The organism is Achromobacter sp. EG18, from assembly GCF_059759395.1.
In genome coordinates, this window is sequence record NZ_CM186213.1 from 6,283,100 (window position 1) to 6,303,749 (window position 20,650).

Consider the following 20,650-nt stretch of genomic DNA (forward strand, 5'->3'; position numbering starts at 1 on the left):
CGACGAATCGAAGGCTTGGAACAAGGAAAAAAGCATGGATAAGCATCTTGTCCGGGAGGCATCCCGATGAAATATGCAAGCGAAGTCCTGGATCTCATGGCGGCGGCGCCGGGGCGTCCCTGGCGCATGGCGGAGCTGGTGCGCGGCGCATCCGGCGCGCGCGAGCTGACGCGGCGCGAACGCAACGCGATGCGACAGGCCATCCTGCGCGTACTCGAAACGCTGCGCGAGGGCGGCCAGGTGGCGCGCATCGAGCATGCCCGCAACTCGCTCAGCTACGTCTGGAGCGAAGTGCGACACAATGGGGATTGCCAGCGCGCCTGATGCCGCGAGACAATGCATCCATGTCGTCGCGCTGCGCACCGACGACGAACCGAAAAAGGCCCGCCACCAGCGGGCCTTTTTTATGAGAGGGTACGTGTGCCCGGGCGGTGCGTCCCAAGGCGGATGCATCACCTGCCCGTTCCCCCCTCGCGCTCTTTGCAGTTCCCCACGACAGGCTCGCCACAGGCGGGCCTTTTCTATTTGCACGCCCCGCGTTCTCGAACAGAGCGCGGGGCGTTTCGTTTGGGCCGTCCAGCGGCCTGCCGCCTCGCCTTTCCTGCAATGACCGGGCCTTTCTCCCGCCCGCGGTGACCCGGAACGGCTCGAGGCGGCAGCCCGGTGGGCGACAGCCGGAATCCGCCGCAACCCGGCCGCACGCATCACGCAACGCGGCATCGCGCCGATGGCGCGGCAAAGTCGGCGATCCGCCTCCAGGCAACTGGATTCCCCCAATCCGCCCTCGGGCACTTCAACACGACAAAGGAGCTACGCATGGCGAACAGTTCGGCCACCGGCGGCTACCTGGCGCCGATCGCCATTTCTCCGCCCCTGGAGGATGCCGAACTCGAGGCGCTGTTCCTGGGGTTCATCGCCGGCGTGTCCGGCTTGCCCCCGAACATGGTTCGTACGCACTGGCCAGCGGCCGGCGTGGAACCGCCCGCGCAAAGCGATACCTGGTGCCTGATGGACATCCGGGCGCAAACCGCGGACGCCGGCCCGGTCGTCGCTCACGACCCGGCCGGGGAAGGATCTGATTCATACGTCCGGCACGAAGACATCGAGGTGCTTTGCTCGATGTTCGGCCCGAACGCGTTGCGCCACGCGGCCTTGCTGCGCGATGGCGCCGCCGTGCCGCAGAACCGCGAACCCCTGCTCGCGCAGGGCATGGCGGTCGGCGGCGCGGGGCCGATCCTGGCCCGGCACGAACTCGTGAATCAGCAGTGGATACGGCAGTTCGACATGACCCTGCATTTCAAGCGCCGGGTCATGCGCATCTATCCGGTCCTGAATCTCCTGTCGGCGCAGGTCACGACGCATGCCGCGTCGCTGTCGCCGACGGATCACATCAACCACCTTGCAGATTAAGGGATCTACCATGGCTAATGGATTGCCGGTATCACGCCTGATCAACGTCACGATCAACATGTCGCCGCTCGCGGCGCAGGGCGCGAGCCTGAACACCGCGCTGCTGCTGGGCGCCTCCGCCGTCATCGACACCGGCGAGCGCATGCGCTCCTATGGCGGCATCGACGCCGTCGCCGCCGACTTCGGCACCGCCGCGCCCGAATATCGCGCGGCCCTGCTGTATTTCCAGCAGACGCCCCAGCCCTCGCAGTTGTACATCGGCCGCTGGGCCAAGGGCGCGACCTCGGCCACGCTGCGCGGCGCGGTGTTGTCGGCCGCCGAGAAGCAGATGTCGGCCTGGACCGCGGTGACCGCGGGCGCCTTCACGCTGTCGGTCGACGGCACCGCCAAGACGGTCAACGGCCTGGATTTCTCCGGCGCCACCAACCTGAACGGGGTCGCATCGATCATCTCGACGGCACTGGCCTCCGCTTCCGTCACCTGGAACGGCTCGCAGTTCGTGGTGACTTCGAACACCTCCGGCGCGACCTCGACGCTGGGCTACGCCACGGCCGCGGGCACCGGCACCGACATCTCGTCGATGCTGGGCCTGACCGCGGGCCAGGCCTCGACGCCCGTCGCCGGCATCGTCGCCGAAACGCCGGTGGACGCCGTGTCGCTGTTCCTGGACCGCTTCGCCAACAAGTTCCTGGGCCTGGCGTTCGCCGATGCCGACATCACCGACGCGCAGCACCTGGCCGTGGCCGGCCTGATCGAGGCCGACCAGCGCCACCTGTACGGTGTGTCGACCCAGGCGCCGCAGGTGCTGGACCCGACCAACCACGAGGACATCTCCAGCCAGCTGAAGGCGCTGAAATACAAGTACTCGATCGTGCAGTTCTCCAGCGCCAGCCCGTATGCGGTCGCTTCGCTGCTGGGCCGCATGCTGACGGTGAACTTCAACGCCAACAACACCACCATCACGCTGATGTACAAGCAGGAGCCCGGCATCGTCGCCGAGACCCTGACCAGCAGCCAGGCCGACACGCTGGCGGCCAAGAACTGCAACGTGTTCGTCAACTACGACAACGACACGGCCATCATCCAGTACGGCGTGACGCCCAGCGGCATCTTCATCGACTCGGTCTACAACGCGATCTGGTTCCGCAACCGCGTCCAGACCGATGTCTACAACCTGCTGTACACCAGCCCCACCAAGGTGCCGCAGACCGACGCCGGCAACCAGCTGATCGCCTCGGTGATCGAGGCCGCGTGCGAGGCCGCCGTCAACAACGGCTACCTGGCGCCGGGTGTGTGGAACTCGGCCGGCTTCGGCGCCCTCAAGCAGGGCGACACGCTGGCCAAGGGCTACTACGTCTACGCGCCGGCGATCGCCACCCAGTCGCAGGCCGACCGCGAAGCGCGCAAGGCCGTTCCGTTCCAGGTCGCCGCCAAGGAAGCCGGCGCCATCCACACCGTCGACGTTCTGGTCACGGTCAACCGCTAAACAGGAGTAGCAGATGTCTACCTATTCGTTCGCTGATATCAGCGCCAGTCTCGTGGGCCCGGGCGGGGCGATTTCGCTGGGTTCCGGCTCCGGCGTGGCCGATGAAGGCATCGCCATCGCCGCCAAGGGCGAGAAAAGCGCCATGACGGTGGGCGCCGATGGCGAGGTCATGCACACGCTGCGTGCCGACAAGAGCGGCACCGTGACGCTGAGCTACCTGAAGACCTCGCCCGTCAACGCGCAGCTGCAGGCCCTGTACGACGCCCAGTCGCTGGACAGCCGCCTGTGGGGCAAGAACCTGATCACCATCACCAATCCGGCCACCGGCGACGTGACGGCGTGCCGCTCGTGCGCCTTCAGCAAGAAGCCCGACCTGACCTACAAGAAGGACGGCGATGTGGTGAAGTGGACCTTCGACGCCGCGAAGATCGACACGATCCTGGGAACCTACTAAGCCATGTCGCAGGAACTTGATCTGAACGGCCACCGGTACTCCATCGGCAAACTGAGCGCCAAGCAACAGTTCCACGTGTCGCGCCGCATCGCTCCGATCGTTCCTACGCTGATCCCCGTGTTCGTCCGCCTCGCGGCGGGTGGGCGCGGGATCACCGAGGATCCGGGCGGCATGGCCGATGTGCTGCAACCGCTGGCCGATGGCCTGGCGGCGATGAAGGACGAGGACGCCGACTACGTGCTGGACACCTGCATGCAGGCGGTCCAGCGCCGGCAGGAGCATGGCTGGACCGCCATCTGGTCGGCCGGCCAGCGCGTGCCGATGTTCCAGGACATCGACCTGTCGGTCATGTTGCCGCTGGCGCTGCGCGTCATCGTCGGGAGCCTCGGGCCTTTTATACAAGGGCTGCTTACCAGCCAGACCGGCAGCCCCGAGGCGACACAGGCTGGCTGAAGAGCCTGCCCGGTGGCGAGGATTGGCTGCTGGCGCCGGTCCTCGAGGGACTCTGCAAATACGAGTCCCTCAAGGACGGCACCCTGGACCTGGCCGACATCGCGCTCCTGAACGACGCGCTGTCGGTCCGGGCAGACAACAAGGCGGAAGCGTACCGCCGCCACATGGCGGAAAAAAATGGCTAACACAATTCTGTCCATCGACCTGTCGGGGTTGATGGGCCCATTCAAGATCGACAAGGACGACCTGAAGGACCTCAAGCAGGCAATCGGCGACTCGCGCAAGCAGAGCCTGGCCGACGCGCTCGCGGTGTTCGCGGGGCGGGCCAAGAGTGTCGTCGACTTTGCCGAGGACAAGATTGCCCAGTTCGAGCAAGGCTATTTCGCCGCCAGGCTGGGCGGCACCTCGGGCAGGGACATGCGGGCGCTGGAGACGGTCGCGCAGGACTTCGGCGTTTCCGTCGAAGCGATGCGCAACAGTACCCAGGCCTTGCATCGCAATGTGCGCGATGACCCCAGGGTCGCCGCGCTGCTGGAACAGCTGCATATCTCGCCGAGCGATGGCGCGGGTGGCCAGCGCAACACCGCCGACCTGGTGCTGGAACTGAGCGATGCGCTCAAGCGCATGGACCCCGGCCAGGCCGGGGAGACGGGCAGGAAACTGGGGGTGGATGCCGGCCTCGTGGAGGCCCTGCGCGATCCAGCGTTCGGGCAGCGCCTGTCGGTGCAGCGTGACGCCGAAGAAGGCAGCAGGATCGAGGCGGCCGGCGAGCGCGCCCATCAGCTGATGGCCACCATCCGCGCCTTGAGCGGCTCCGTCGACGCGATGTTCGCGCAGGCGCTGCTGACGATGGTCCCGCAATTGCAGCAGACGCTCGACGGCATTTCGGCCTGGTTCAAGGAGAACGGGCAGACCGCCGGCAAGCGGCTGGGCGAAGTCGGCAATTTCGTGTTGTCGATCATGTCGTTGCTGGGGCCGGTGGTCAGCCTGATCACCTGGCTCGACGGCGTGACGGGGGGGCTGAGTTCGCAGCTCCTGTTGCTGGTCGGCGGATTCCTGATGCTGGGCGGCGGTGGCGTCGTGGGAGCGCTGGCAGGCCTGGTCTCGCGACTGGGTGGCATGCGGTCGCTCATCGGCGGGCTGGGCTCCCAGCTGGCATCGTTGCCAGGACGGATCGGCGGTTTCGTGAGCCGGGCCTGGACGGTGACCAGCAATTTCGTGGCTGGCGTGTTCGGCAGGATGACCTCGATGGGCCGGACCGCCGTGACCCAGATGGGCAATATGGCCGGCGCGGTCTGGTCCTGGATGGGCAATATGGCCGCGCGCGGCGGCGCGCTGGTGGTCGATGGCGTCAAGGCCGCGGGCCAGACCGCGTTGCAGTGGGGCAGATCGCTGTGGGAAGCCGCGGGCTCGTGGATCGGCCGCATCGCCGACGGCGCCAAGGCGGTGGTGCGCAGCGTGGCCAGCAGCCCCGCGGCCGTGGGCGCGGGACTGCTGTTGTACCCCAGGACCCTGGGCGACGGGACGTTGAAATCGCTGGAGGGGATGCCAGGCTTTCCGGCCGGACAGCCCGGCCCGGGCCTGAACCTGCCCGGGGGCGGCATCCGGCCCGAGCACATGGACGGCGCCCAGGTCGAGCCGTGGCGCGATTACCGCTCCGGCTTCGCCACGGGCGAAACGGCGGCCGGCGTGCTGGCCGCACCCGCGCCCGCATCGGTTTCCATCAACGCCACCACGAATATCCACGTCAATGGGACGAACGATCCCCATGCGACCGGAGAAGCCGTGGCCAATCAACAGAGCCGGGTCAATGCCGACCTGACGCGCAACCTGCAGGGATCCTATGGCTGACTTGAACATCGCGGGCGCCGACATGGTCGGCCTGCTGTCGAAGAAAATCGGCGACATCGTGGTGGAGGCGACGCTCAGCGAGTCGCATGAGGACACGCTCAAGATCACCAGCCACCCGGTGGAGTCGGGCCCCTATGGCAAATCGGCGATCAGCGACCATGCCTTCAAGCAGCCGCTGACGCTGACCTTGAAGTGCGCCTGGAGCAACGCCTCGTATGAGGCGCTGGCCGGTGCGCAGGCCAAGGACGTGGCCAATGGCAAGGCCGCGGCCGACGACTACGCGACCGCCATCTACTCGCAGTTGCTCAGCCTGCAGGAATCGCGCGAGCCGGTGACCGTGGTCACCAGCCGGCGGCGCTACAGCGACATGTTGATCGAGAAGCTCTCGGTCGAGACCAACAAAGACAGCTTCGGCGCCGTGTTCGCGACGGTGACGCTGCGCGAAGTGGTGGTGGTGCAGACGCGCAGCACCTCGCTGCCCCCGTACGCGGGCCAGAAGGAAAAAGAGAAGACCGCGGACAAGCAGAACCTGGGCGTGAAGACGCCCCGGCCCGTGGCGGCCCCCAACGGCGGCTCGCTGCACTGGAGCTAGGAGATACGCATGAACTACTTCGAGATACCCGTGTCGCCGATTCCGCAGGTGTTCGCGATTTCGCTGGGCGGCGACGACTATCGGCTGACATTGCAATACCGCGACGGCTGGATCCTGGACGTGGCCGACGATCTGGGCCGGCCGCTGGTATGCGGCGTTCCGTTGGTGGCCGGCCTGAACCTGTTGGGCCAGTACCGCCACCTCGGTTTCACCGGCGGGCTGCGGGTGACGGGGGCGGAATCGCCGGACGACGCGCCGACGTTCACCGACCTGGGCCGCGGCGCCCGGCTTTATTGGGTGGCGGACTGACATGGCCGGGACGACCACAATGGAACCCATCGCCGTGTACGGCGATCCGGTGGACGACGACAAGGGCGTGCGCCAGTGGGGCAGGAAAGTGTCGTTGATCGTCGGCGACGAGGAAGCGCTGGATCTGTCGGCGCTCAGTTTCAGCTTCGCGATCAAGCGCAATGATGCCAAGACGCCCAACACCGCCACCATCAAGGTGATGAATGCCAGTCGCGAGACGGCCAGCATGGTGCAGCGCGAATTCACGCGGGTCGTGCTGCAGGCCGGCTACGAGGGCAACTACGGCGTGATCTTCCACGGCAACGTGGTGCGGGCCAGGTGGGGCGGATCGGGCGACACCGAGACGGTGCTGGAGATCACGGCGGCCGATGGCGACAAGGCCTACAACTTCGCGGTGGTCAATGCGACCGTGCCCAAGGGCTCCTCCCGCGCCGACAAGGTGCGGTTGCTGTGCTCGGCCATGAACCCGTATGGCGTCAGGCAGGGCTACGTGCCCGATCTGGGCGGCAAGACCGCCATCCGCGGAGCCGTGATGTCCGGCATGGTGCGCGACCACATGCAGGACGTCTGTGACGGCGCGAACACGCTGTGGAGCATCCAGGACGGCAAAGTCGTGATCGTTCCCGAGACCGCCTACGTGCCGGGCTCGGTGCCCGTCATCTCGCACGACACCGGCCTGGTCGGCATGCCCGAACAGGCAGAGAAGGGCATCAAGGTGCGCATGCTGCTCAACCCCAGCATCCGCGTGGGCGGGCTGGTCAACCTGGACAACAGCCGCATCGCCGAGTACGGCTACGAGGGGCGAGCCCAGGGCAAGGACGCGACAGAAATCGATCGCGGCGAACAGCGCCGCATCAGCGGCGACGGCTACTACTACGTCATGGAAGTCGAGCATCGCGGGCATACCCGCGACAACGACTGGTACACGGAGATCCTGTGCCTGGCCACCGATGCGACGCTGTTCCCGGGCGACCTGGGACGGGCAGGGGCGGAGGGCGCCGCGGCCAGGCCGGCCGACGTCGTCAAGTAACGGCCCGCGCGGCTTCATTTCAGCAGGATGATTCATGAACCGACTAGAGAATTTGAACGACCCGCAAGCCGCGATCGGCGCGGCGCTGCGCGGCGCGCTGGCGCAGACCTGGACCGCCATGCCGGCCATCATCGGCGCGTTCGACCCGGTGGCCATGACGTGCACCGCGCAACCGGCCATCCGCGCGCGCGTCACCACGCCCGAGGGAACGCAGCGCAGCATGACGTTGCCGCTGCTGGTGGATTGCCCCGTGTACTTTCCCGCGGGGGGCAATTGCACGCTGACTTTCCCGGTGAAGCCCGGGGACGAATGCCTGGTGGTGTTCGCGTCGCGCTGCATCGATGCCTGGTGGCAATCGGGCCAGGTCCAGGACCAGGCGGAAGTGCGGATGCATGACCTGTCCGATGGCTTTGTCTATGTGGGCGTGCGGTCGCAGCCGCGGGTGCTGCCCGCGGTCAGCACTCACACGACCCAGTTGCGCAGCGACGACGGCTCGACGTTCCTGGAGCTGGATCCGGCCGCGGGCAAGGTGAGGATCGTGGCGCCGGGCGGCTTCGACGTGGTCGCGCCGGCGTCCGAGTTCTCCGGACAGGTGCTGGTCAACGGCCTGCTGAGCTATCTGGCCGGCCTGGTCGGCAGCGGCGGCCAGGGCAATACCGCCCAGATCACCGGCGTGTTGAACGTGATCGGCCAGATCCTGGCCAATGGAAAACGGGTGGACGACACGCACACCCACATCGCCCAAGGGGCCAACGCGGTGACCACACCGCCCAATTGAGGACTCCCATGCGTTACCGAAAACTGGACGCCGACGGCGACTATTCATTCGGCTCGTCACGGGCCGATTTCCATCGCGACACGGCCGCGACCGTGGCTCAGGCCGTCAAGACGCGGCTGATGCTGGCGCGCGGTGAATGGTTCCTCGACGTCACCGAAGGCATGCCCTGGCGCGGCGAGGTGCTGGGCAAGCAGTCCAGGGCCAGCTACGACTGGGCCATCCGCCAGCGCATCCTGGGCACGGCCGGCGTGACCGGTCTGGCCGGGTATTCGAGCCGGCTCGATCCGCAAACCCGCGGTCTGAGCGTCACGGCATCCATCTCAACCCTTTACGGCACGGCCACTGTGCAGGCGGCATTATGACGATTCCATCCACGGCCCCGGTCATCGACGCCGCGGGCATACGCGCGCCGAGTTACGGCGAGGTGCTGCAGTATTTCAAGGAGCAGTACCGCGGCATCTACGGCGCGGACACCTATCTGGAGGCGGACAGCCAGGACGGCCAGTTGCTGGCCCTGTTCGCCCTGGCCATCCACGAGGCCAACACGGCGGCGATCAATGTGTACAACGCGTTCTCGCCCGCCACCGCCGCCAATGCGGCGCTGTCCAGCAACGTCAAGATCAACGGCCTGGCGCGCGGCGTGGCGACGCGCTCTGCGGTGGACCTGCGCATCGTCGGGCAGGGCGGCGTCACCATCGTCGATGGCGTGGCGACCGATGCCAATCGCGGCCGCTGGCAATTGCCGTCCAGCGTCACCATCCCGCCTGGCGGCGAGATCACCGTCACCGCGCTTAGCCAGACGCTGGGCGCGGTGACGGCGCCGGCCGGCAGCATCAACCAGATCGGCACGCCGACGCTGGGCTGGCAGTCCGTCACCAATCCGGCGGCCGCGACCCCCGGCGCGCCGGTCGAGAGCGATGCCGCCCTGCGCGTGAGGCAGGCCATCTCGGTGGCCCTGCCATCGCGCAGCGTGCTGGAAGGCACCATCGGCGCGGTGGCGTCGGTGCCCGGGGTATTGCGCCATGCCGCCTTCGAGAACGACGCCGCGGTGGTCGACGCCCACGGGCTGCCGCCGCACAGCATCGCCCTGGTGGTCGACGGCGGCGACGCGGCCTCGATCGCGCAAGCCATCGCCGCCAAGAAGACGCCCGGCACGGGCACGCACGGCACCACCACGGTGGTGGTGACGGACATCTACGGCATCGCGCATCGCATCCGCTTTTTCCGGCCCACCCTCGTGCCGCTCTCGGTACAGGTGCAGATGCGGGCGCTGCCCGGCTACACCACGGCCATCGGACAAGCGGTGCAGCGCGCGGTTGCCGACTACATCAATGGTGTCGCGATCGGTGGCGGCGCCAGCGCCTCGGTGGAATGGGCCGACGCCATCTCGGCCGCGAACGGCGTGGCGGGCAATGGCACGTTCAAGATCACCGGGCTGGCGCTGCGCGGCCCGGCCGGCGATGGCGCGCCGGATGTGCCGCTGGCCTTCAACGAAGCTGCCGCCGCGACGCCCGACGACGTGAAACTCACGGTGAGCTGACATGGCCAATACGGACGACTACATCGCGCGGCTGTCGGCCTGGCACCGCGGCAAGCCCAGGTTCGTTGCCACCGTGACCGCCCTGTGCGGCGCGGCGGCCAGCCTGCGTGAGTTGTACGGCGGCATGCCGGCGGCTTTCGACCTGGACCTGGCGGTCGGGGCGCAGCTGGATGCCGTGGGGCGCTGGGTGGGGCTGGACCGGAAGGTCCGCACGCCGATCGCCAACGTGTATTTCTCGCACGACACCGACGGCCTGGGTTTCGACCAAGGGGTGTGGCAGGGACCGTTCGATCCGGACAACGGCCTGACCGCGCTGGACGACGACACCTATCGCCTGCTGCTGCGCGCCAAGATCGGCGCCAACCACTGGGACGGCACGCTGGAGGCCTCGGCCGCCATCCTGGAGCGCATCTTCGGCGGCGGCACCCACGTGTTCATCCAGGACAACGGCGACATGTCGGTCGACATCGGCGTCGCCGGCACGCCGCCGTCGGCGCTTTTCCTGGCGCTCCTGACGGGCGGGTACATCCCGCTCAAGCCCGAGGGCGTGCGCATCAGTTACTACGTCATCCCCTCGAACGAGGGGCCTCTATTCGGTTTTGACGTTCAGAACCATTACATCTCGGGGTTCGACAGCGGACTCTGGGGTTCGCTTTTCGCAGGTTGAATAAGGACAATTCCGTGGCTATCAATCAAATTCTTCCCTTCGGCACCGTGCCCGGCGCCAACGTGCTCGATCCCGCCGACTACCAGGCCCTGGCGGCCCGGCTGGGCGGCTTCTCGGCCGGCACGGCCAAATCCAAGGAACTCAACACCGTCTGGCGCCAGGCGTCCTTCGTGGCCGCCATGATCGGCCAGTACATCGCCGACAAGACGGGCCAGGACGTACTGGACGACGGCGACCTGGCGGCGCTGCAGGCCCGCTTCGTGGCCGCGCTGGCGGCGTCGCCGGCGCTGACCGGGACCCCGACCGCGCCGACGCCGGCGGCGGGCGACAAGAGCGCCCGTATCGCGACGACCGCGTTCGTGGCGGGAAATTTCCCCAGGATCTACTCGATCAATGCGCTGCCGACGCAGGATGTCGGCCCCATCATCGTTGCGGAATGCAGCGAAGTCTGGACGTGGGGAGCCACAGCTTTCCATACCGGTTATCGATCGCCCCTGTCCGGGCAGATCGCCTATTTCCCGTTCTCGAAAGTGCCTTACGGGTGGATGCGGGCCAACGGCGCGGCCGCCTCGGTCAGCGCCTATGCGGCAATGGCCTCGGCCATCTATTGCGGCGACGCGTTGAATGCGACGGCGCAAGTGGGCTATCGCTGCACCAATGCCGCAGACCCGACGAACACGCGCAGCACCACCGGCGCTTACATCGTGCTGCCGGACCTGCGCGGCGAGTTCGTGCGGGGATGGGACGATGGCCGCGGAGCGGACGTCGGACGGCAATTGGGCTCGAGCCAGCGGGCTTCGCGTGTGATTGGCTCGGTCAGCAATCCGTCCTTTCCGTATCTGTCAGGCAGTGGAGAGTGGCGATACAGCACGGATAACGGAAACACCTCGTTCAAGGTGGGGGACGCCTATACGGAGGGATTTGACATGGTCAGTGGAACCGGTTCGTTCTTGGCTGGATGGTCTTACACGAATATGGGCACTACTGCTTCGATGGCTTCGGTCCGTCCGCGCAACGTCGCGTTGCTTGCATGCATCAAGTATTGAGGGGAACTCTTATGGAAAAAATCGTTTCGCAACTGAACCCCGACGGTTTCTACGTCGGCCCGGCTATCGCAGATATGTCTCCCCTGGAGCCGGGGGTATATCTGATGCCCGGTGGGGCCATCGACATCGCGCCACCCGATCACCAGGAGCCCGGCAAACGCTACAGACTCGCGGAGGGGCACTGGATTGCGCTGGACATCCCGGGTTTCGGTTCGTCCAGCGAGCCGGGATCGCCGAGCGAGGAACATCTGGATCTGGCTGCCCGTGTCCGGCGGGACGCTTTGTTGGAGCGTGCCGGGCTGCGTATGGCGCCATTGCAGGATGCTGTCGATCTTGGTATCGCGACGACTGCTGAACAGGATTCTCTGACGGCATGGAAGACCTATCGTGTGCGCTTGAACCGCGTGCCCGATCAGCCCGGATATCCCGCCGCAATCGAGTGGCCTATTGAGCCAGCCTGACCTGCTGGCATACGGGACTGGCGGAGAGCAGCGATACACGGGAGCAGAGCACGTGGGGGCTCTGGCAGCGCCTGCACCAAACGGACGACAGTGTCGCCCGCATTTCAATTTGTCCATCCGGTGCGCCATTGCGGCGCCCGTGATGTTCACGGGAGGCAGCAATGCGCACCGTCGACAGGAGCGGTGTAACCATGGAACCGGCATCTACAGGATTGGGCGGCTGGGCCGCCCTGAAAATCGCGCTGGCCTTCGGCATGCCGGCGGCGATGGCGGCCTTGATCGGCATGTTGCTGATGCCGCCGCGCACGCCGCGCGAATTCGTCGCGCGCACCGCTTGCACGGTGGTCAGTTCTTTTCTGTTCGGGCCGTTGCTGGCGATCGCCATGATTGCCTGGATGCCCGACATCATGTCGTCCGCCTATTGGATGGCGCAGCGCACCGGGCTGGGCGAGGACGGTCTTCTGGCCATGTTCTACGTCCTCGGCCCCTGCATGCTGCTGGCCGGCCTGCCGGCCTGGTGGGTGCTGGGCGCCTACCTGCGCCTGACCGCCAAGCTGCAGAACCAGGACCTGGTGGACTGGGCGGTGGAGATCCGGCGCAAGACGCTGGGCATGGATACCCAAACGGATAAGGAGGGCAGGCATGACGCTTGACCAGATCACGGATCACGCGCTGCGGCCGGCGATGGCATTACTGCCGGCGCGCATGGATACGAGCGAGGCGCGTTGCATGCTGCTGGCTATCGGCCTGCAGGAAAGCCGCTTCGTGCATCGGCGCCAGATCGGCGGGCCGGCGCGCGGTTTCTGGCAGTTCGAGAGGGGCACGCCCGCCAGCCGCGGCGGTGTGTGGGGCGTGTTCCTGCACGCGGCGAGCAGGGATTGGCTGACCGCGCTGTGCCGGGCGCGCGGCGTGGCCGCCGATCCGGACGCGATCCACGCCGCGCTCGAGCATGACGACGTGCTGGCGGCGGGCGTCGCCCGGTTGCTGCTCTGGACCGATCCGAAGGCGCTGCCGCCGGTCGGCGAGACGAATGCGGCGTGGGCGCTGTATCTGCGCACCTGGCGGCCGGGCAAGCCCAAGCCTGACAGTTGGCCCGCCCTGTATCAGCAGGCCGTTGCGGCCGTCCGGGCGCGGGTAGACAGGAGCGCGACGCATGTTGCAGCAATGGATTAAGCGGGGCCTCGGCTTGATGGCGGCAGTGCTGGCGGGCCTGGCCGCCGTCGCCGGGGTTTATTGGCGGGGGCGGGCCATGGGCCGGGCGCAGGAACGCTCGGACAGTGCGGCCCGCCTCCAGGAGCGGGCCGGCCAGGCCCGCAAGGAGGCCAGGGATGTGCAGGATAAAGTGGCTCGCAGCGATGACGATGCCGTGGCTGATCGCCTCAAGTCTGGGTGGGTGCGCGCCGCTTTCCCCGAGGACCGGGATTGAGTATTGCGAGCACGCCCGGCCGGTATATTTCAATTCCGCCGCCGAGGTCGACGCCACGCCGGCGAACATCCGCCGGCAGGTGCTCGAGCATAATGAAATGGTGGCCCGGCTTTGTTTTTGAGGTAAATTGGGGACGCGGATTTTTCATCGTCGGGAACCTGATTCCTGGCGCCGGCAGGCGATGAATGAGTATGCCGCGGTCTGGTTCTGCAATGATTTCTGGTTTTTCGCCAACCCGCGCCCGAGGCGCGGTTGGCTTTTCCAGGAGAGGCGCAATGGGTCAGAGAATGCAGTATCGGCAAACGCGTTGTCCCGCGCGGTGGCGCGGCCGGGAAAAACAACATGGCTGATGGCGAAAGCCTGGCCGCCGCGCGGGTCCGTTCCAAGCACCGGTATTCGATGCGCACCGGCCTGCTTGGGCTGGTGGTCGCCTGTATCGCGCCGGCGCTGGTGGTCGCCTCGATCGCCGTTTACGAAAGCTATCTGATCCAGAAAGAGCGGATTTTTCGCGACACGATTTTCCTGGCGCGCAACCTCACTGCCATCCTCGATCGCGAAATGACCGGGGTCGAGGCCGGCTTGCAGATGCTGGCATCATCGCCAGACCTGCTCAGCGGCGACATGGCCGGATTTCACCAGCGTGCCCGCGAAGCCATCAAGTTCCAGGTCATCGACAGTTATGTCCTGACGGACAGGTCCGGTCGCCAGCTCGTCAATACCCTGGTGCCCTACGGCACCGAACTGCCGCCATCGGGCGTGGCGCAAGAGCTGACGCGCGTTTTCCGCGCGCGCGAACCGGTGTTGAGCGGCTTGTTCACCAGCGCCGTCGGCCGCAGTCCGACCATTGCGCTGGGTGTCCCCGTGGTGCGCGGCGACGACGTCATCTACAGCCTCAACGTGGGCCTGTCGCCCGAGCGCATCGGCAATGTGCTGGGACGTCGGGGACTGCCGGACGGCTGGGTGGCGGCGGTGCTGGACAAAAGCGGCACCATCATCGCGCGTACCCGCGACATGGAGCGCTTTGTCGGGCAGAAGGCGGTGCCGGCATTGGCGCACGCCGTGCAGATGGAAAACGAGGGCTCGCTGGAAACCATCACCAAGGAAGGCACCCCGGTCTATACCGCGTTCAGCCGATCCAGCCTGACCGGTTGGACGGTCGCGGCCGGCGCGCCGATGACGTTGGTGACGACCGATCTGTATCGTTCCATCGCCTGGCTGGTGCTGGGCACGCTGGTAACCTTCGGGCTGGGGCTGTGGCTGGCCTTGCGGCTGGCCAACCGCCTGACCTCGGCGGTGCAGGGCCTGGTCGGACCGGCTCTGGCGCTGGGTGAAGGCCGCAGCGTCGAACTGCCCGGCACGCGCGTCAAGGAGGCCGCCGAGGTCGGCGCGGCCTTGCTGCAGGCGTCGCGCATGCTGGCGCACGCGCAACACCTGGCGCACTACGATCCGCTGACCGGGCTGTGCAACCGGGTACTGTTCGGCGAACTGGTGCTGCGTGAGCTGGCCGTGGCGCAGCGCAGCGGCGAGTCGTTCGCCATTCTGGCGATCGACCTGGACGGCTTCAAGGCGGTCAATGACCGGCATGGGCATGCCGCGGGCGATACCGTGCTGAAAGAGGCGGCCGACCGCATGGCCCGTGCCATCCGGGTGTCGGACGTGGCGGCGCGGCAAGGTGGCGATGAGTTCGCCGTGCTGCTGCTGGGGGCCGGGGGCGACGACGCCACGGGAGTCGCCGAAGCCCTGGTCGAAAGCCTGTCGCAGCCGTATCCCAATATCCAGGTGGCGGTTTCCGCCAGCATAGGCATCGCGGTCTATCCGCAGTCTGGCGTCACCATGCTGCAATTGCTGGAGCGGGCCGATGTCGCCTTGTACCGGGCCAAGGGCCTGGGCAAGCGGCGCGTGGCCTTTGACGGCCCCTGACTCCGTCATGCTGCCTTCCCCGTGCCTTCCTGCTTCAAGGCGGATCGAGGGCAGGGGGGCGGCGGGGCGCGGGGGTGAGGGCAGTCAGCACCTCGCCTGAATGCAGCCGGTAGCGCCGCTCGTCCAGTGCGATGACACGCTCTCCCTCCGATGTCCTGAGGATGTAGCGGAAAGTCATGTCGCCTGTGGCTGGTCCGTCCTGCCGGTCCGGCTGCGTGAACACTTCGATCCGATAAAGTCGGCCTGATGCCGTTGTGGCGAGCACGTCGGTCAGCCTGCGTACTGAGATGGTCATGCGGCCTGATCTCCCTCTTGTCGGTGATTCCACTGATCCGCCACGCGCCGGCATTCCTTGCCGGCATGCCGATGCCGCCGCGGCTGTTTTCCTGTTTCGCTACACTGCGTCGTTCTGGCGCGCGTTGCCCGGCGCGGCGCCTGGATGGACATCGGGCAATCGGAAAAAGTAATGCAATTTGCTCCCAGCCGGAACACGGCGACCTTTCTTGGGCTGATGGCCGTGGTGCTCTGGGGCACCGTGGTCGGCCTGATCCGCAGCGTCAGCGAGAGTTTTGGGCCGATCGGCGGCGCGGCCCTGATCTATACGGTAGGTTCGGTGTTTCTCGTCCTGCTGCTGGGGTTTCCCCGTCTGCGGTCGTTCCCCCGCTCCTATCTGGTCAGCGGCAGCATTCTGTTCGTCGCCTACGAAATCTGCCTGTCGCTTTCGCTGGGTTTCGCCGCCAATCGCGGCCAGGCCATCGAACTGGGCATCGTCAATTACCTGTGGCCGTGCTTTACCGTCATCCTGGCGATACTGATCAACGGCCAGCGTGCCAGCGCCTGGGTCGTTCCCGGCATCGCTTTGTCGCTGTGCGGCATCGTCTGGGTGGTGGGCGGCGACGGCGGCATTTCCTGGGACCGGCTGGTCGCCAACATTTCCAGCAATCCCCTCAGTTACGGGCTGGCGTTCAGCGGGGCCATCATATGGGCCGCTTATTGCAACGTGACCAAACGCTATGCCGACGGCAAGAACGGTGTGGCATTGTTTTTCATGCTGACTGCGATCGTACTGTGGATCAAATACGGCATGAGCGCGGAACCCGCGCTGGCCTTCGGCGGCGGCGCCACGCTGGAACTGTGCGTGACGGCGGGCGCCATGGCCGCGGGTTACGCGCTCTGGAACCTGGGGATCCTGAACGGCAACCTGACCTTGCTGGCCACGGCGTCATATTTCACGCCGGTGCTGTCGACATTTTTCGCGGCCATATGGCTATCCACCCGCCTGACGCTGACTTTCTGGCAGGGGGTAGCGATGGTCACCGCCGGTTCGTTGATTTGTTGGGCGGCGACCCGAGGCAGGCCGGCCCGGGGAAGTTGATCCCCGGGCGTGGGAGGTTCAATCCAGAACCATGGTTTGCGCCACCGCGTAACCGAGCGGAATGAGCAACAGGGAAGCGAACAGGGAACTGACAATCGCCGCCGATATCTTCAGCCAGGGTTCGGACCCCGCGCTTTGAATCGTCTGAATCACCAACGCGACGATACCCACAACCATCAGACAGCTGATAACCACTGCTACGTAAGTCATGTTGTCTCCGTCTTCGCCTGATTAAAGGGATGCGGCGCCGCTATCGCGGTCTAGTACGTTTGATCTGATTGTGCGCCTGGTTTCGAGGGGATGGCGCTAGGGTTTTCCAGGTTCCGGCCAATGATGTGGCGTTTTCGCCGCGCAGGTTGCAGCATTGAAACGGTGTGCATTGCAGCATTTTTCGGCGCTCGAGGCGCCCGCGCTTTGCGCTACGATGAAGGCCTTGAATCCTCTTCGAGATCGCCAGATGCCGCAACGACTGCGCCCGGGCACGCGTGCCACCTTGCAGGTCAGGCAATTGATGCCGGGTGAATTCGCCTGGATCATCACGCTGCTGGAACCGGAAACCGGCAATGTGCGCAGCACCAATTATTCCGAGCGGCGTTATGCCAGCCAGGATGAGGCCTCCGCCGCCGGCAAGGCAGCCGTGGTGGAATTCCTCGGGCGGGACGCCTCTGACGGCATGGAAGCGCCCCGCGACGGCAAGACTGGCCGGGGTTGATCTCCGAGGCACCGCCGGCAGCTCTCCCACGCAAAAAAACCCTCGTTCGAGGGTTTTTTTGCGTCCGCCGGACGGGCATGGCGCTTGCTGGCGGATCGGCTGGCGCGCTTGGCGCCGTCGAGGAGAACTGCCATGTCCCCATCCCTTCACCGTCCACCGGGCGCGCCCGACGACGTTCCACCCGATGACCCGCCGCTGCCCGGCGATCCCTCGCCGGAGGATCCGCGACCGGATCCGAATCACGCGCCCGATGATCCTGGCGCGCCCGGCATAACGCCGCCCGCGCCCGATCCGCGCGCGCCCGGCACGATCGACCTGGCCTGAGCGCCGGGATTCCATTCATTTCAAGGAGGTCTGCATGCGTTCCATCCTGCTATGGCTGCTGGGGGTGCCCATTCCCATCATCATCCTGCTGGCGCTGTTCTGGCACTGATCGCCGTTTCGACTCCGCGCCGCGCCGCGCACTATGAACAAGGAACAACCATGGAAAATGCAAATACGGCCAACCGCCCCTACGAGGGCATCATGCATGCGCGCGAATCGGCAATATCCGCCGTGTCGTGGGCGGCGGTCTTCGCCGGCGCCGTGATCGCCGCCGCCTTGTCGCTGGCGTTGTTCGCTGGCGGCACCGGGCTGGGCTTTCTGTCTGTTTCACCCTGGAGCGGCGAAGGCATGTCCGCGCCGGCGGTGGGCATAGGCGTGATCGCCTGGATGCTGTTCACCCAGATCGTGGCCTATGGCGTGGGCGGCTACGTCGCCGGCCGGCTGCGCACCAAGTGGGCCGACGTGCACGGCGACGAGATCTACTTCCGCGATACCGCGCATGGCTTTCTGACCTGGGCATTGAGCGCCGTGGTCAGCGCGGCGCTGCTGGGCTCCGCCATCGCCACGTTGGCCTCGGGCGCGGCCAAGGCCGGCGCCTCGGTGGCCGCCGGGGCGGGCACCGCCATCACCGCGACCGCGGCCGCGGGTGCCGGCGCTGGCGGCATGGACCGGGCCGGCGATTATTTCACCGACGTGCTGCTGCGTTCCGAACGTCCCGACGCCACTGGCGACCGCGCCGCGGCCAGGGCCGAAGTGGGCCGTATCGTGGCCATGAGCCTGGCGCGTGGCGAGATGACGGCCGCGGATCGCGACTATGTGTCCAAGGTGATCGCGGCGCAAGCGCAGATCGATCCCGCGGCGGCGCAGCAACGCGTGGAGCAGACCATCCAGAACGCCAGGAAAGCCGCCGATGACGCCAAGCAGAAAGCCCGCGAGGCGGCCGACCAGGCGCGCAAGGCGGCTGCGGCGTTCGCGTTGTGGGGGTTCGCTTCGATGTTGATCGGCGCATTCGTCGCGAGCCTGTGCGCCACCTGGGGCGGGCGCCGCCGCGACATGCTGGTCAAACTGTAGCTGTGGGGGTAGTCAGGATTTGGGGCGGCCAACATTGGTTGGCCAGGAAGGGTTGATCAAAGCGGGTTGATCAAAGCGGGTTGATCAAAGCGGGTTGATCAAGGCCCGTCGGCTAAAACCAAAACACCCACCCCAAACACCCGCCCAAAACACAAAAAGGCCCGCAATTGCTTGCGGGCCTTGCTTTGAATTCTTTGGTGGCGCATCCCTGATTCGAACAGGGGACCTGCGGATTATGATTCCGTCGCTCTAACCGGCTGAGCTAATGCGCCACGTCTTTATTGCTGCTGGCTCGCTATTAAAAGAGAGCAGGGCAACGAAGAACGAAATTCTAGCACGGAATTTTTTGGGAATGCAACCAGGCGGGGGTTTTTTTCTACATCCGCCCGGCCGCGCCTCAGGCATCGCGTGCCAGCCGGATCCCCGAGAACTGCCAGCGCGCCTCGGGCGGGAAGAAATTGCGGTAGCTGGGACGGATATGGCCCCGCGGCGTGGCGCAGGAGCCGCCGCGCAACACGTACTGATTGCACATGAATTTGCCGTTGTATTCCCCCACCGCTCCGCTGTCGGGCTTGAAACCGGGGTAGGCATCATAGGCGCTGGCGGTCCATTCCCAGGCATCGCCGAACAACTGGACCGGTCCGCTGGCGCCGAGCCGCGCGGGGGCCGGCCGCGGATCCAGGTGGCCGTTCTCCAGCAGGTTGGCGCGGGCCGACCAGGCCTCGTCGGGCAGTTGGCGCGCCGCATGCTCCCATTCCGCTTCACGCGGCAGGCGTACCCGGGCCCAGCGGGCGTAGGCATCGGCTTCGAAATAGCTGATGTGGGTGACCGGCGCCTGCAGCTCCAGTTCCTGCAGGCCACGCAAGGTAAAGATGCGCCAGTCGTCGCGCTGGCCTTCCCAATACAGCGGCGCGCGCCATCCTTCGGCACAGACACGTTCCCAGCCGAGCGACAGCCACAACTCGGGGCGTTTGTAGCCGCCGTCGCGAATGAAGGCCAGGTACTCGTGCTGGGTCACGAGCCGGTCGGCCAGATGAAACGGCGTCAGCAGCACCTCGTGCGCGGGGCCTTCGTTGTCGAAGCCGAAGCCGCGTCCATCATGGCCGATGCGGACCACGCCGCCGTTGTATCGGGTCCAGCCGGCCGGCGTGCCCGGCGGCAGCGCCGGCGATCCGCCGGCCACGTAGGCAGGCTTGAGCGGATTGGCGGAAAGCATGTGCTTCAGATCCGTCAGGATCAGTTCCTGGTGCTGCTGCTCGTGGTTCAAGCCCAGCTCGAGCAACGCGTCGAACGCCGGGTCGTTGCCGCCGAGCCGCGATATCAACGCATGCATGGCCTCGTCCACATGCTGGCGATACCGTATCACGTCCGCCAACGGCGGCCGTGACAGCAGGCCGCGCTGGGGACGCGGATGCTTGGCGCCGATGGCGTTGTAATAAGAGTTGAACAGCATCCGGTACTGGGGATGGAAGACCGCGGTCGGCGGATGGAAATGGGTCAGCAGGAAGGTTTCGAAGAACCAGGTGGTATGCGCCAGGTGCCACTTGACCGGGCTGCAGTCGGGCATGGATTGCACCTGGCAGTCTTCCGGGCTGAGCGGCGCGGCCAGCGCCGTGGTGGTGGCGCGCACGGCGTCGTACCGGTCGTGCTGGCCGGCCTGGCCGGCGGCGTAGGGGCCGTGGGCGGGATGGGTCAGCAGGCAGGCGGGTTCCATGGCGATCCTCCAGTGGCGGGTTTGGGGGGGC

General features: G+C 66.4%; 27 protein-coding genes and 1 tRNA gene. 24 read left to right on the plus strand and 4 right to left on the minus strand.

Annotated features, from left to right (window positions below; translation table 11 throughout):
• The first annotated feature begins 66 nt into the window (after positions 1 to 66).
• From AC6CR5_RS28920 to AC6CR5_RS29015, 20 genes are all read left to right on the plus strand, one after another.
• Entirely contained in the window at positions 67 to 324 is a 258-nt protein-coding gene (locus AC6CR5_RS28920; RefSeq protein WP_006388467.1) for a hypothetical protein, read from the plus strand.
• Between the two features lie 339 nt (positions 325 to 663).
• Entirely contained in the window at positions 664 to 1,410 is a 747-nt protein-coding gene (locus AC6CR5_RS28925) for a phage neck terminator protein (protein WP_325100347.1), read from the plus strand.
• A gap of 10 nt (positions 1,411 to 1,420) precedes the next feature.
• Entirely contained in the window at positions 1,421 to 2,896 is a 1,476-nt protein-coding gene (locus tag AC6CR5_RS28930) for a DUF3383 domain-containing protein (protein WP_498085127.1), read from the plus strand.
• Between the two features lie 13 nt (positions 2,897 to 2,909).
• Entirely contained in the window at positions 2,910 to 3,350 is a 441-nt protein-coding gene (locus AC6CR5_RS28935; protein WP_006388470.1) for a tail tube family protein, read from the plus strand.
• Positions 3,351 to 3,353: 3 nt separating this feature from the next.
• A complete protein-coding gene (locus tag AC6CR5_RS28940) occupies positions 3,354 to 3,803 on the plus strand; it encodes a phage tail assembly chaperone (RefSeq protein WP_498085128.1) in 450 nt (149 codons plus the stop codon).
• 29 nt (positions 3,804 to 3,832) lie between these two features.
• Positions 3,833 to 3,988, plus strand: a complete 156-nt coding sequence (locus tag AC6CR5_RS28945) for a DUF6889 family protein (protein ID WP_371318146.1) — start codon at positions 3,833 to 3,835, stop codon at positions 3,986 to 3,988.
• Positions 3,981 to 5,654: a phage tail protein gene (locus AC6CR5_RS28950; RefSeq protein WP_498085129.1), complete on the plus strand. Its 1,674-nt coding sequence runs from the start codon at positions 3,981 to 3,983 to the stop codon at positions 5,652 to 5,654. Before AC6CR5_RS28945 ends, AC6CR5_RS28950 begins: the two co-directional genes overlap by 8 nt.
• Entirely contained in the window at positions 5,647 to 6,246 is a 600-nt protein-coding gene (locus AC6CR5_RS28955; protein WP_107316010.1) for a phage baseplate protein, read from the plus strand. Before AC6CR5_RS28950 ends, AC6CR5_RS28955 begins: the two co-directional genes overlap by 8 nt.
• Before the next feature lie 9 nt (positions 6,247 to 6,255).
• Entirely contained in the window at positions 6,256 to 6,555 is a 300-nt protein-coding gene (locus AC6CR5_RS28960) for a phage baseplate plug family protein (protein WP_006388474.1), read from the plus strand.
• A 19-nt stretch (positions 6,556 to 6,574) separates the two neighbouring features.
• A complete protein-coding gene (locus tag AC6CR5_RS28965; protein ID WP_054437471.1) occupies positions 6,575 to 7,585 on the plus strand; it encodes a phage protein in 1,011 nt (336 codons plus the stop codon).
• 34 nt (positions 7,586 to 7,619) lie between these two features.
• The gene (locus AC6CR5_RS28970) at positions 7,620 to 8,363 is read left to right on the plus strand and encodes a Gp138 family membrane-puncturing spike protein (RefSeq protein ID WP_054499334.1); all 744 of its coding nucleotides are present in this window, start codon (positions 7,620 to 7,622) and stop codon (positions 8,361 to 8,363) included.
• A gap of 8 nt (positions 8,364 to 8,371) precedes the next feature.
• Complete coding sequence (locus AC6CR5_RS28975; RefSeq protein ID WP_020924456.1) at positions 8,372 to 8,725, plus strand: contractile injection system sheath initiator; 354 nt, start codon at positions 8,372 to 8,374, stop codon at positions 8,723 to 8,725.
• Positions 8,722 to 9,903 carry a baseplate J/gp47 family protein gene (locus AC6CR5_RS28980; protein ID WP_054437229.1) on the plus strand — a complete coding sequence of 394 codons (1,182 nt, stop codon included), beginning with the start codon at positions 8,722 to 8,724 and terminating at the stop codon, positions 9,901 to 9,903. Before AC6CR5_RS28975 ends, AC6CR5_RS28980 begins: the two co-directional genes overlap by 4 nt.
• Position 9,904: 1 nt before the next feature.
• Positions 9,905 to 10,570 carry a DUF2612 domain-containing protein gene (locus AC6CR5_RS28985; protein ID WP_047993545.1) on the plus strand — a complete coding sequence of 222 codons (666 nt, stop codon included), beginning with the start codon at positions 9,905 to 9,907 and terminating at the stop codon, positions 10,568 to 10,570.
• A 14-nt stretch (positions 10,571 to 10,584) separates the two neighbouring features.
• Positions 10,585 to 11,616 carry a tail fiber protein gene (locus AC6CR5_RS28990; RefSeq protein ID WP_155871363.1) on the plus strand — a complete coding sequence of 344 codons (1,032 nt, stop codon included), beginning with the start codon at positions 10,585 to 10,587 and terminating at the stop codon, positions 11,614 to 11,616.
• Positions 11,617 to 11,627: 11 nt separating this feature from the next.
• Complete coding sequence (locus AC6CR5_RS28995) at positions 11,628 to 12,077, plus strand: tail fiber assembly protein (RefSeq protein WP_051429162.1); 450 nt, start codon at positions 11,628 to 11,630, stop codon at positions 12,075 to 12,077.
• A gap of 191 nt (positions 12,078 to 12,268) precedes the next feature.
• Positions 12,269 to 12,730, plus strand: a complete 462-nt coding sequence (locus AC6CR5_RS29000) for a hypothetical protein (protein ID WP_006388484.1) — start codon at positions 12,269 to 12,271, stop codon at positions 12,728 to 12,730.
• Complete coding sequence (locus AC6CR5_RS29005) at positions 12,720 to 13,250, plus strand: hypothetical protein (RefSeq protein WP_054437210.1); 531 nt, start codon at positions 12,720 to 12,722, stop codon at positions 13,248 to 13,250. The genes AC6CR5_RS29000 and AC6CR5_RS29005 overlap by 11 nt, the downstream gene beginning before the upstream one ends.
• Entirely contained in the window at positions 13,231 to 13,503 is a 273-nt protein-coding gene (locus tag AC6CR5_RS29010) for a hypothetical protein (RefSeq protein ID WP_054437212.1), read from the plus strand. The genes AC6CR5_RS29005 and AC6CR5_RS29010 overlap by 20 nt, the downstream gene beginning before the upstream one ends.
• Before the next feature lie 342 nt (positions 13,504 to 13,845).
• Complete coding sequence (locus AC6CR5_RS29015; RefSeq protein ID WP_020924451.1) at positions 13,846 to 15,423, plus strand: sensor domain-containing diguanylate cyclase; 1,578 nt, start codon at positions 13,846 to 13,848, stop codon at positions 15,421 to 15,423.
• 34 nt (positions 15,424 to 15,457) lie between these two features.
• On the opposite strand, the gene AC6CR5_RS29020 is transcribed toward AC6CR5_RS29015, so the two are convergent.
• Positions 15,458 to 15,718: a hypothetical protein gene (locus AC6CR5_RS29020; protein ID WP_026384169.1), complete on the minus strand. Its 261-nt coding sequence runs from the start codon at positions 15,716 to 15,718 to the stop codon at positions 15,458 to 15,460.
• Between the two features lie 171 nt (positions 15,719 to 15,889).
• Here AC6CR5_RS29020 and yddG point away from each other — a divergent pair, with 171 nt between their 5' ends.
• Positions 15,890 to 16,798: an aromatic amino acid DMT transporter YddG gene (yddG, locus tag AC6CR5_RS29025; RefSeq protein ID WP_498085762.1), complete on the plus strand. Its 909-nt coding sequence runs from the start codon at positions 15,890 to 15,892 to the stop codon at positions 16,796 to 16,798.
• 18 nt (positions 16,799 to 16,816) lie between these two features.
• Here yddG and AC6CR5_RS29030 read toward each other — a convergent pair whose 3' ends face one another.
• Complete coding sequence (locus AC6CR5_RS29030; protein WP_006388489.1) at positions 16,817 to 17,008, minus strand: hypothetical protein; 192 nt, start codon at positions 17,006 to 17,008, stop codon at positions 16,817 to 16,819.
• Between the two features lie 169 nt (positions 17,009 to 17,177).
• Here AC6CR5_RS29030 and AC6CR5_RS29035 point away from each other — a divergent pair, with 169 nt between their 5' ends.
• The 3 genes from AC6CR5_RS29035 (at position 17,178) to AC6CR5_RS29045 (ending at position 18,905) form a co-directional block, all read left to right on the plus strand.
• Positions 17,178 to 17,510 (plus strand): hypothetical protein, encoded by a 333-nt coding sequence (locus AC6CR5_RS29035; protein WP_233638929.1) that lies wholly within the window; start codon positions 17,178 to 17,180, stop codon positions 17,508 to 17,510.
• A 132-nt stretch (positions 17,511 to 17,642) separates the two neighbouring features.
• The gene (locus AC6CR5_RS29040; protein WP_006388491.1) at positions 17,643 to 17,834 is read left to right on the plus strand and encodes a hypothetical protein; all 192 of its coding nucleotides are present in this window, start codon (positions 17,643 to 17,645) and stop codon (positions 17,832 to 17,834) included.
• Between the two features lie 159 nt (positions 17,835 to 17,993).
• Positions 17,994 to 18,905, plus strand: a complete 912-nt coding sequence (locus AC6CR5_RS29045; protein WP_049050697.1) for a hypothetical protein — start codon at positions 17,994 to 17,996, stop codon at positions 18,903 to 18,905.
• 195 nt (positions 18,906 to 19,100) lie between these two features.
• Here the strand turns inward: AC6CR5_RS29045 and AC6CR5_RS29050 are convergent.
• Both AC6CR5_RS29050 and egtB read right to left on the minus strand, forming a co-directional pair.
• Positions 19,101 to 19,177: transfer RNA gene (locus tag AC6CR5_RS29050), tRNA-Met, on the minus strand.
• Between the two features lie 125 nt (positions 19,178 to 19,302).
• Positions 19,303 to 20,619, minus strand: coding sequence for an ergothioneine biosynthesis protein EgtB (gene egtB / locus AC6CR5_RS29055; protein WP_173000942.1), 1,317 nt, complete (start codon positions 20,617 to 20,619; stop codon positions 19,303 to 19,305).
• Positions 20,620 to 20,650: the final 31 nt, after the last annotated feature.

Bases quoted from the DNA above. Each gene is read 5' to 3' on its own strand.
- AC6CR5_RS28920 (WP_006388467.1), top strand. From the start codon at position 67: ATGAAATATGCAAGCGAAGTCCTGGATCTCATGGCGGCGGCGCCGGGG.
- AC6CR5_RS28930 (WP_498085127.1), top strand. From the start codon at position 1,421: ATGGCTAATGGATTGCCGGTATCACGCCTGATCAACGTCACGATCAAC.
- AC6CR5_RS28935 (WP_006388470.1), top strand. From the start codon at position 2,910: ATGTCTACCTATTCGTTCGCTGATATCAGCGCCAGTCTCGTGGGCCCG.
- AC6CR5_RS28940 (WP_498085128.1), top strand. From the start codon at position 3,354: ATGTCGCAGGAACTTGATCTGAACGGCCACCGGTACTCCATCGGCAAA.
- AC6CR5_RS28950 (WP_498085129.1), top strand. From the start codon at position 3,981: ATGGCTAACACAATTCTGTCCATCGACCTGTCGGGGTTGATGGGCCCA.
- AC6CR5_RS28955 (WP_107316010.1), top strand. From the start codon at position 5,647: ATGGCTGACTTGAACATCGCGGGCGCCGACATGGTCGGCCTGCTGTCG.
- AC6CR5_RS28960 (WP_006388474.1), top strand. From the start codon at position 6,256: ATGAACTACTTCGAGATACCCGTGTCGCCGATTCCGCAGGTGTTCGCG.
- AC6CR5_RS28965 (WP_054437471.1), top strand. From the start codon at position 6,575: ATGGAACCCATCGCCGTGTACGGCGATCCGGTGGACGACGACAAGGGC.
- AC6CR5_RS28970 (WP_054499334.1), top strand. From the start codon at position 7,620: ATGAACCGACTAGAGAATTTGAACGACCCGCAAGCCGCGATCGGCGCG.
- AC6CR5_RS28975 (WP_020924456.1), top strand. From the start codon at position 8,372: ATGCGTTACCGAAAACTGGACGCCGACGGCGACTATTCATTCGGCTCG.
- AC6CR5_RS28980 (WP_054437229.1), top strand. From the start codon at position 8,722: ATGACGATTCCATCCACGGCCCCGGTCATCGACGCCGCGGGCATACGC.
- AC6CR5_RS28985 (WP_047993545.1), top strand. From the start codon at position 9,905: ATGGCCAATACGGACGACTACATCGCGCGGCTGTCGGCCTGGCACCGC.
- AC6CR5_RS28995 (WP_051429162.1), top strand. From the start codon at position 11,628: ATGGAAAAAATCGTTTCGCAACTGAACCCCGACGGTTTCTACGTCGGC.
- AC6CR5_RS29000 (WP_006388484.1), top strand. From the start codon at position 12,269: ATGGAACCGGCATCTACAGGATTGGGCGGCTGGGCCGCCCTGAAAATC.
- AC6CR5_RS29005 (WP_054437210.1), top strand. From the start codon at position 12,720: ATGACGCTTGACCAGATCACGGATCACGCGCTGCGGCCGGCGATGGCA.
- AC6CR5_RS29010 (WP_054437212.1), top strand. From the start codon at position 13,231: ATGTTGCAGCAATGGATTAAGCGGGGCCTCGGCTTGATGGCGGCAGTG.
- AC6CR5_RS29015 (WP_020924451.1), top strand. From the start codon at position 13,846: ATGGCTGATGGCGAAAGCCTGGCCGCCGCGCGGGTCCGTTCCAAGCAC.
- AC6CR5_RS29020 (WP_026384169.1), bottom strand. From the start codon at position 15,718: ATGACCATCTCAGTACGCAGGCTGACCGACGTGCTCGCCACAACGGCA.
- yddG (WP_498085762.1), top strand. From the start codon at position 15,890: ATGCAATTTGCTCCCAGCCGGAACACGGCGACCTTTCTTGGGCTGATG.
- AC6CR5_RS29030 (WP_006388489.1), bottom strand. From the start codon at position 17,008: ATGACTTACGTAGCAGTGGTTATCAGCTGTCTGATGGTTGTGGGTATC.
- AC6CR5_RS29040 (WP_006388491.1), top strand. From the start codon at position 17,643: ATGTCCCCATCCCTTCACCGTCCACCGGGCGCGCCCGACGACGTTCCA.
- AC6CR5_RS29045 (WP_049050697.1), top strand. From the start codon at position 17,994: ATGGAAAATGCAAATACGGCCAACCGCCCCTACGAGGGCATCATGCAT.
- egtB (WP_173000942.1), bottom strand. From the start codon at position 20,619: ATGGAACCCGCCTGCCTGCTGACCCATCCCGCCCACGGCCCCTACGCC.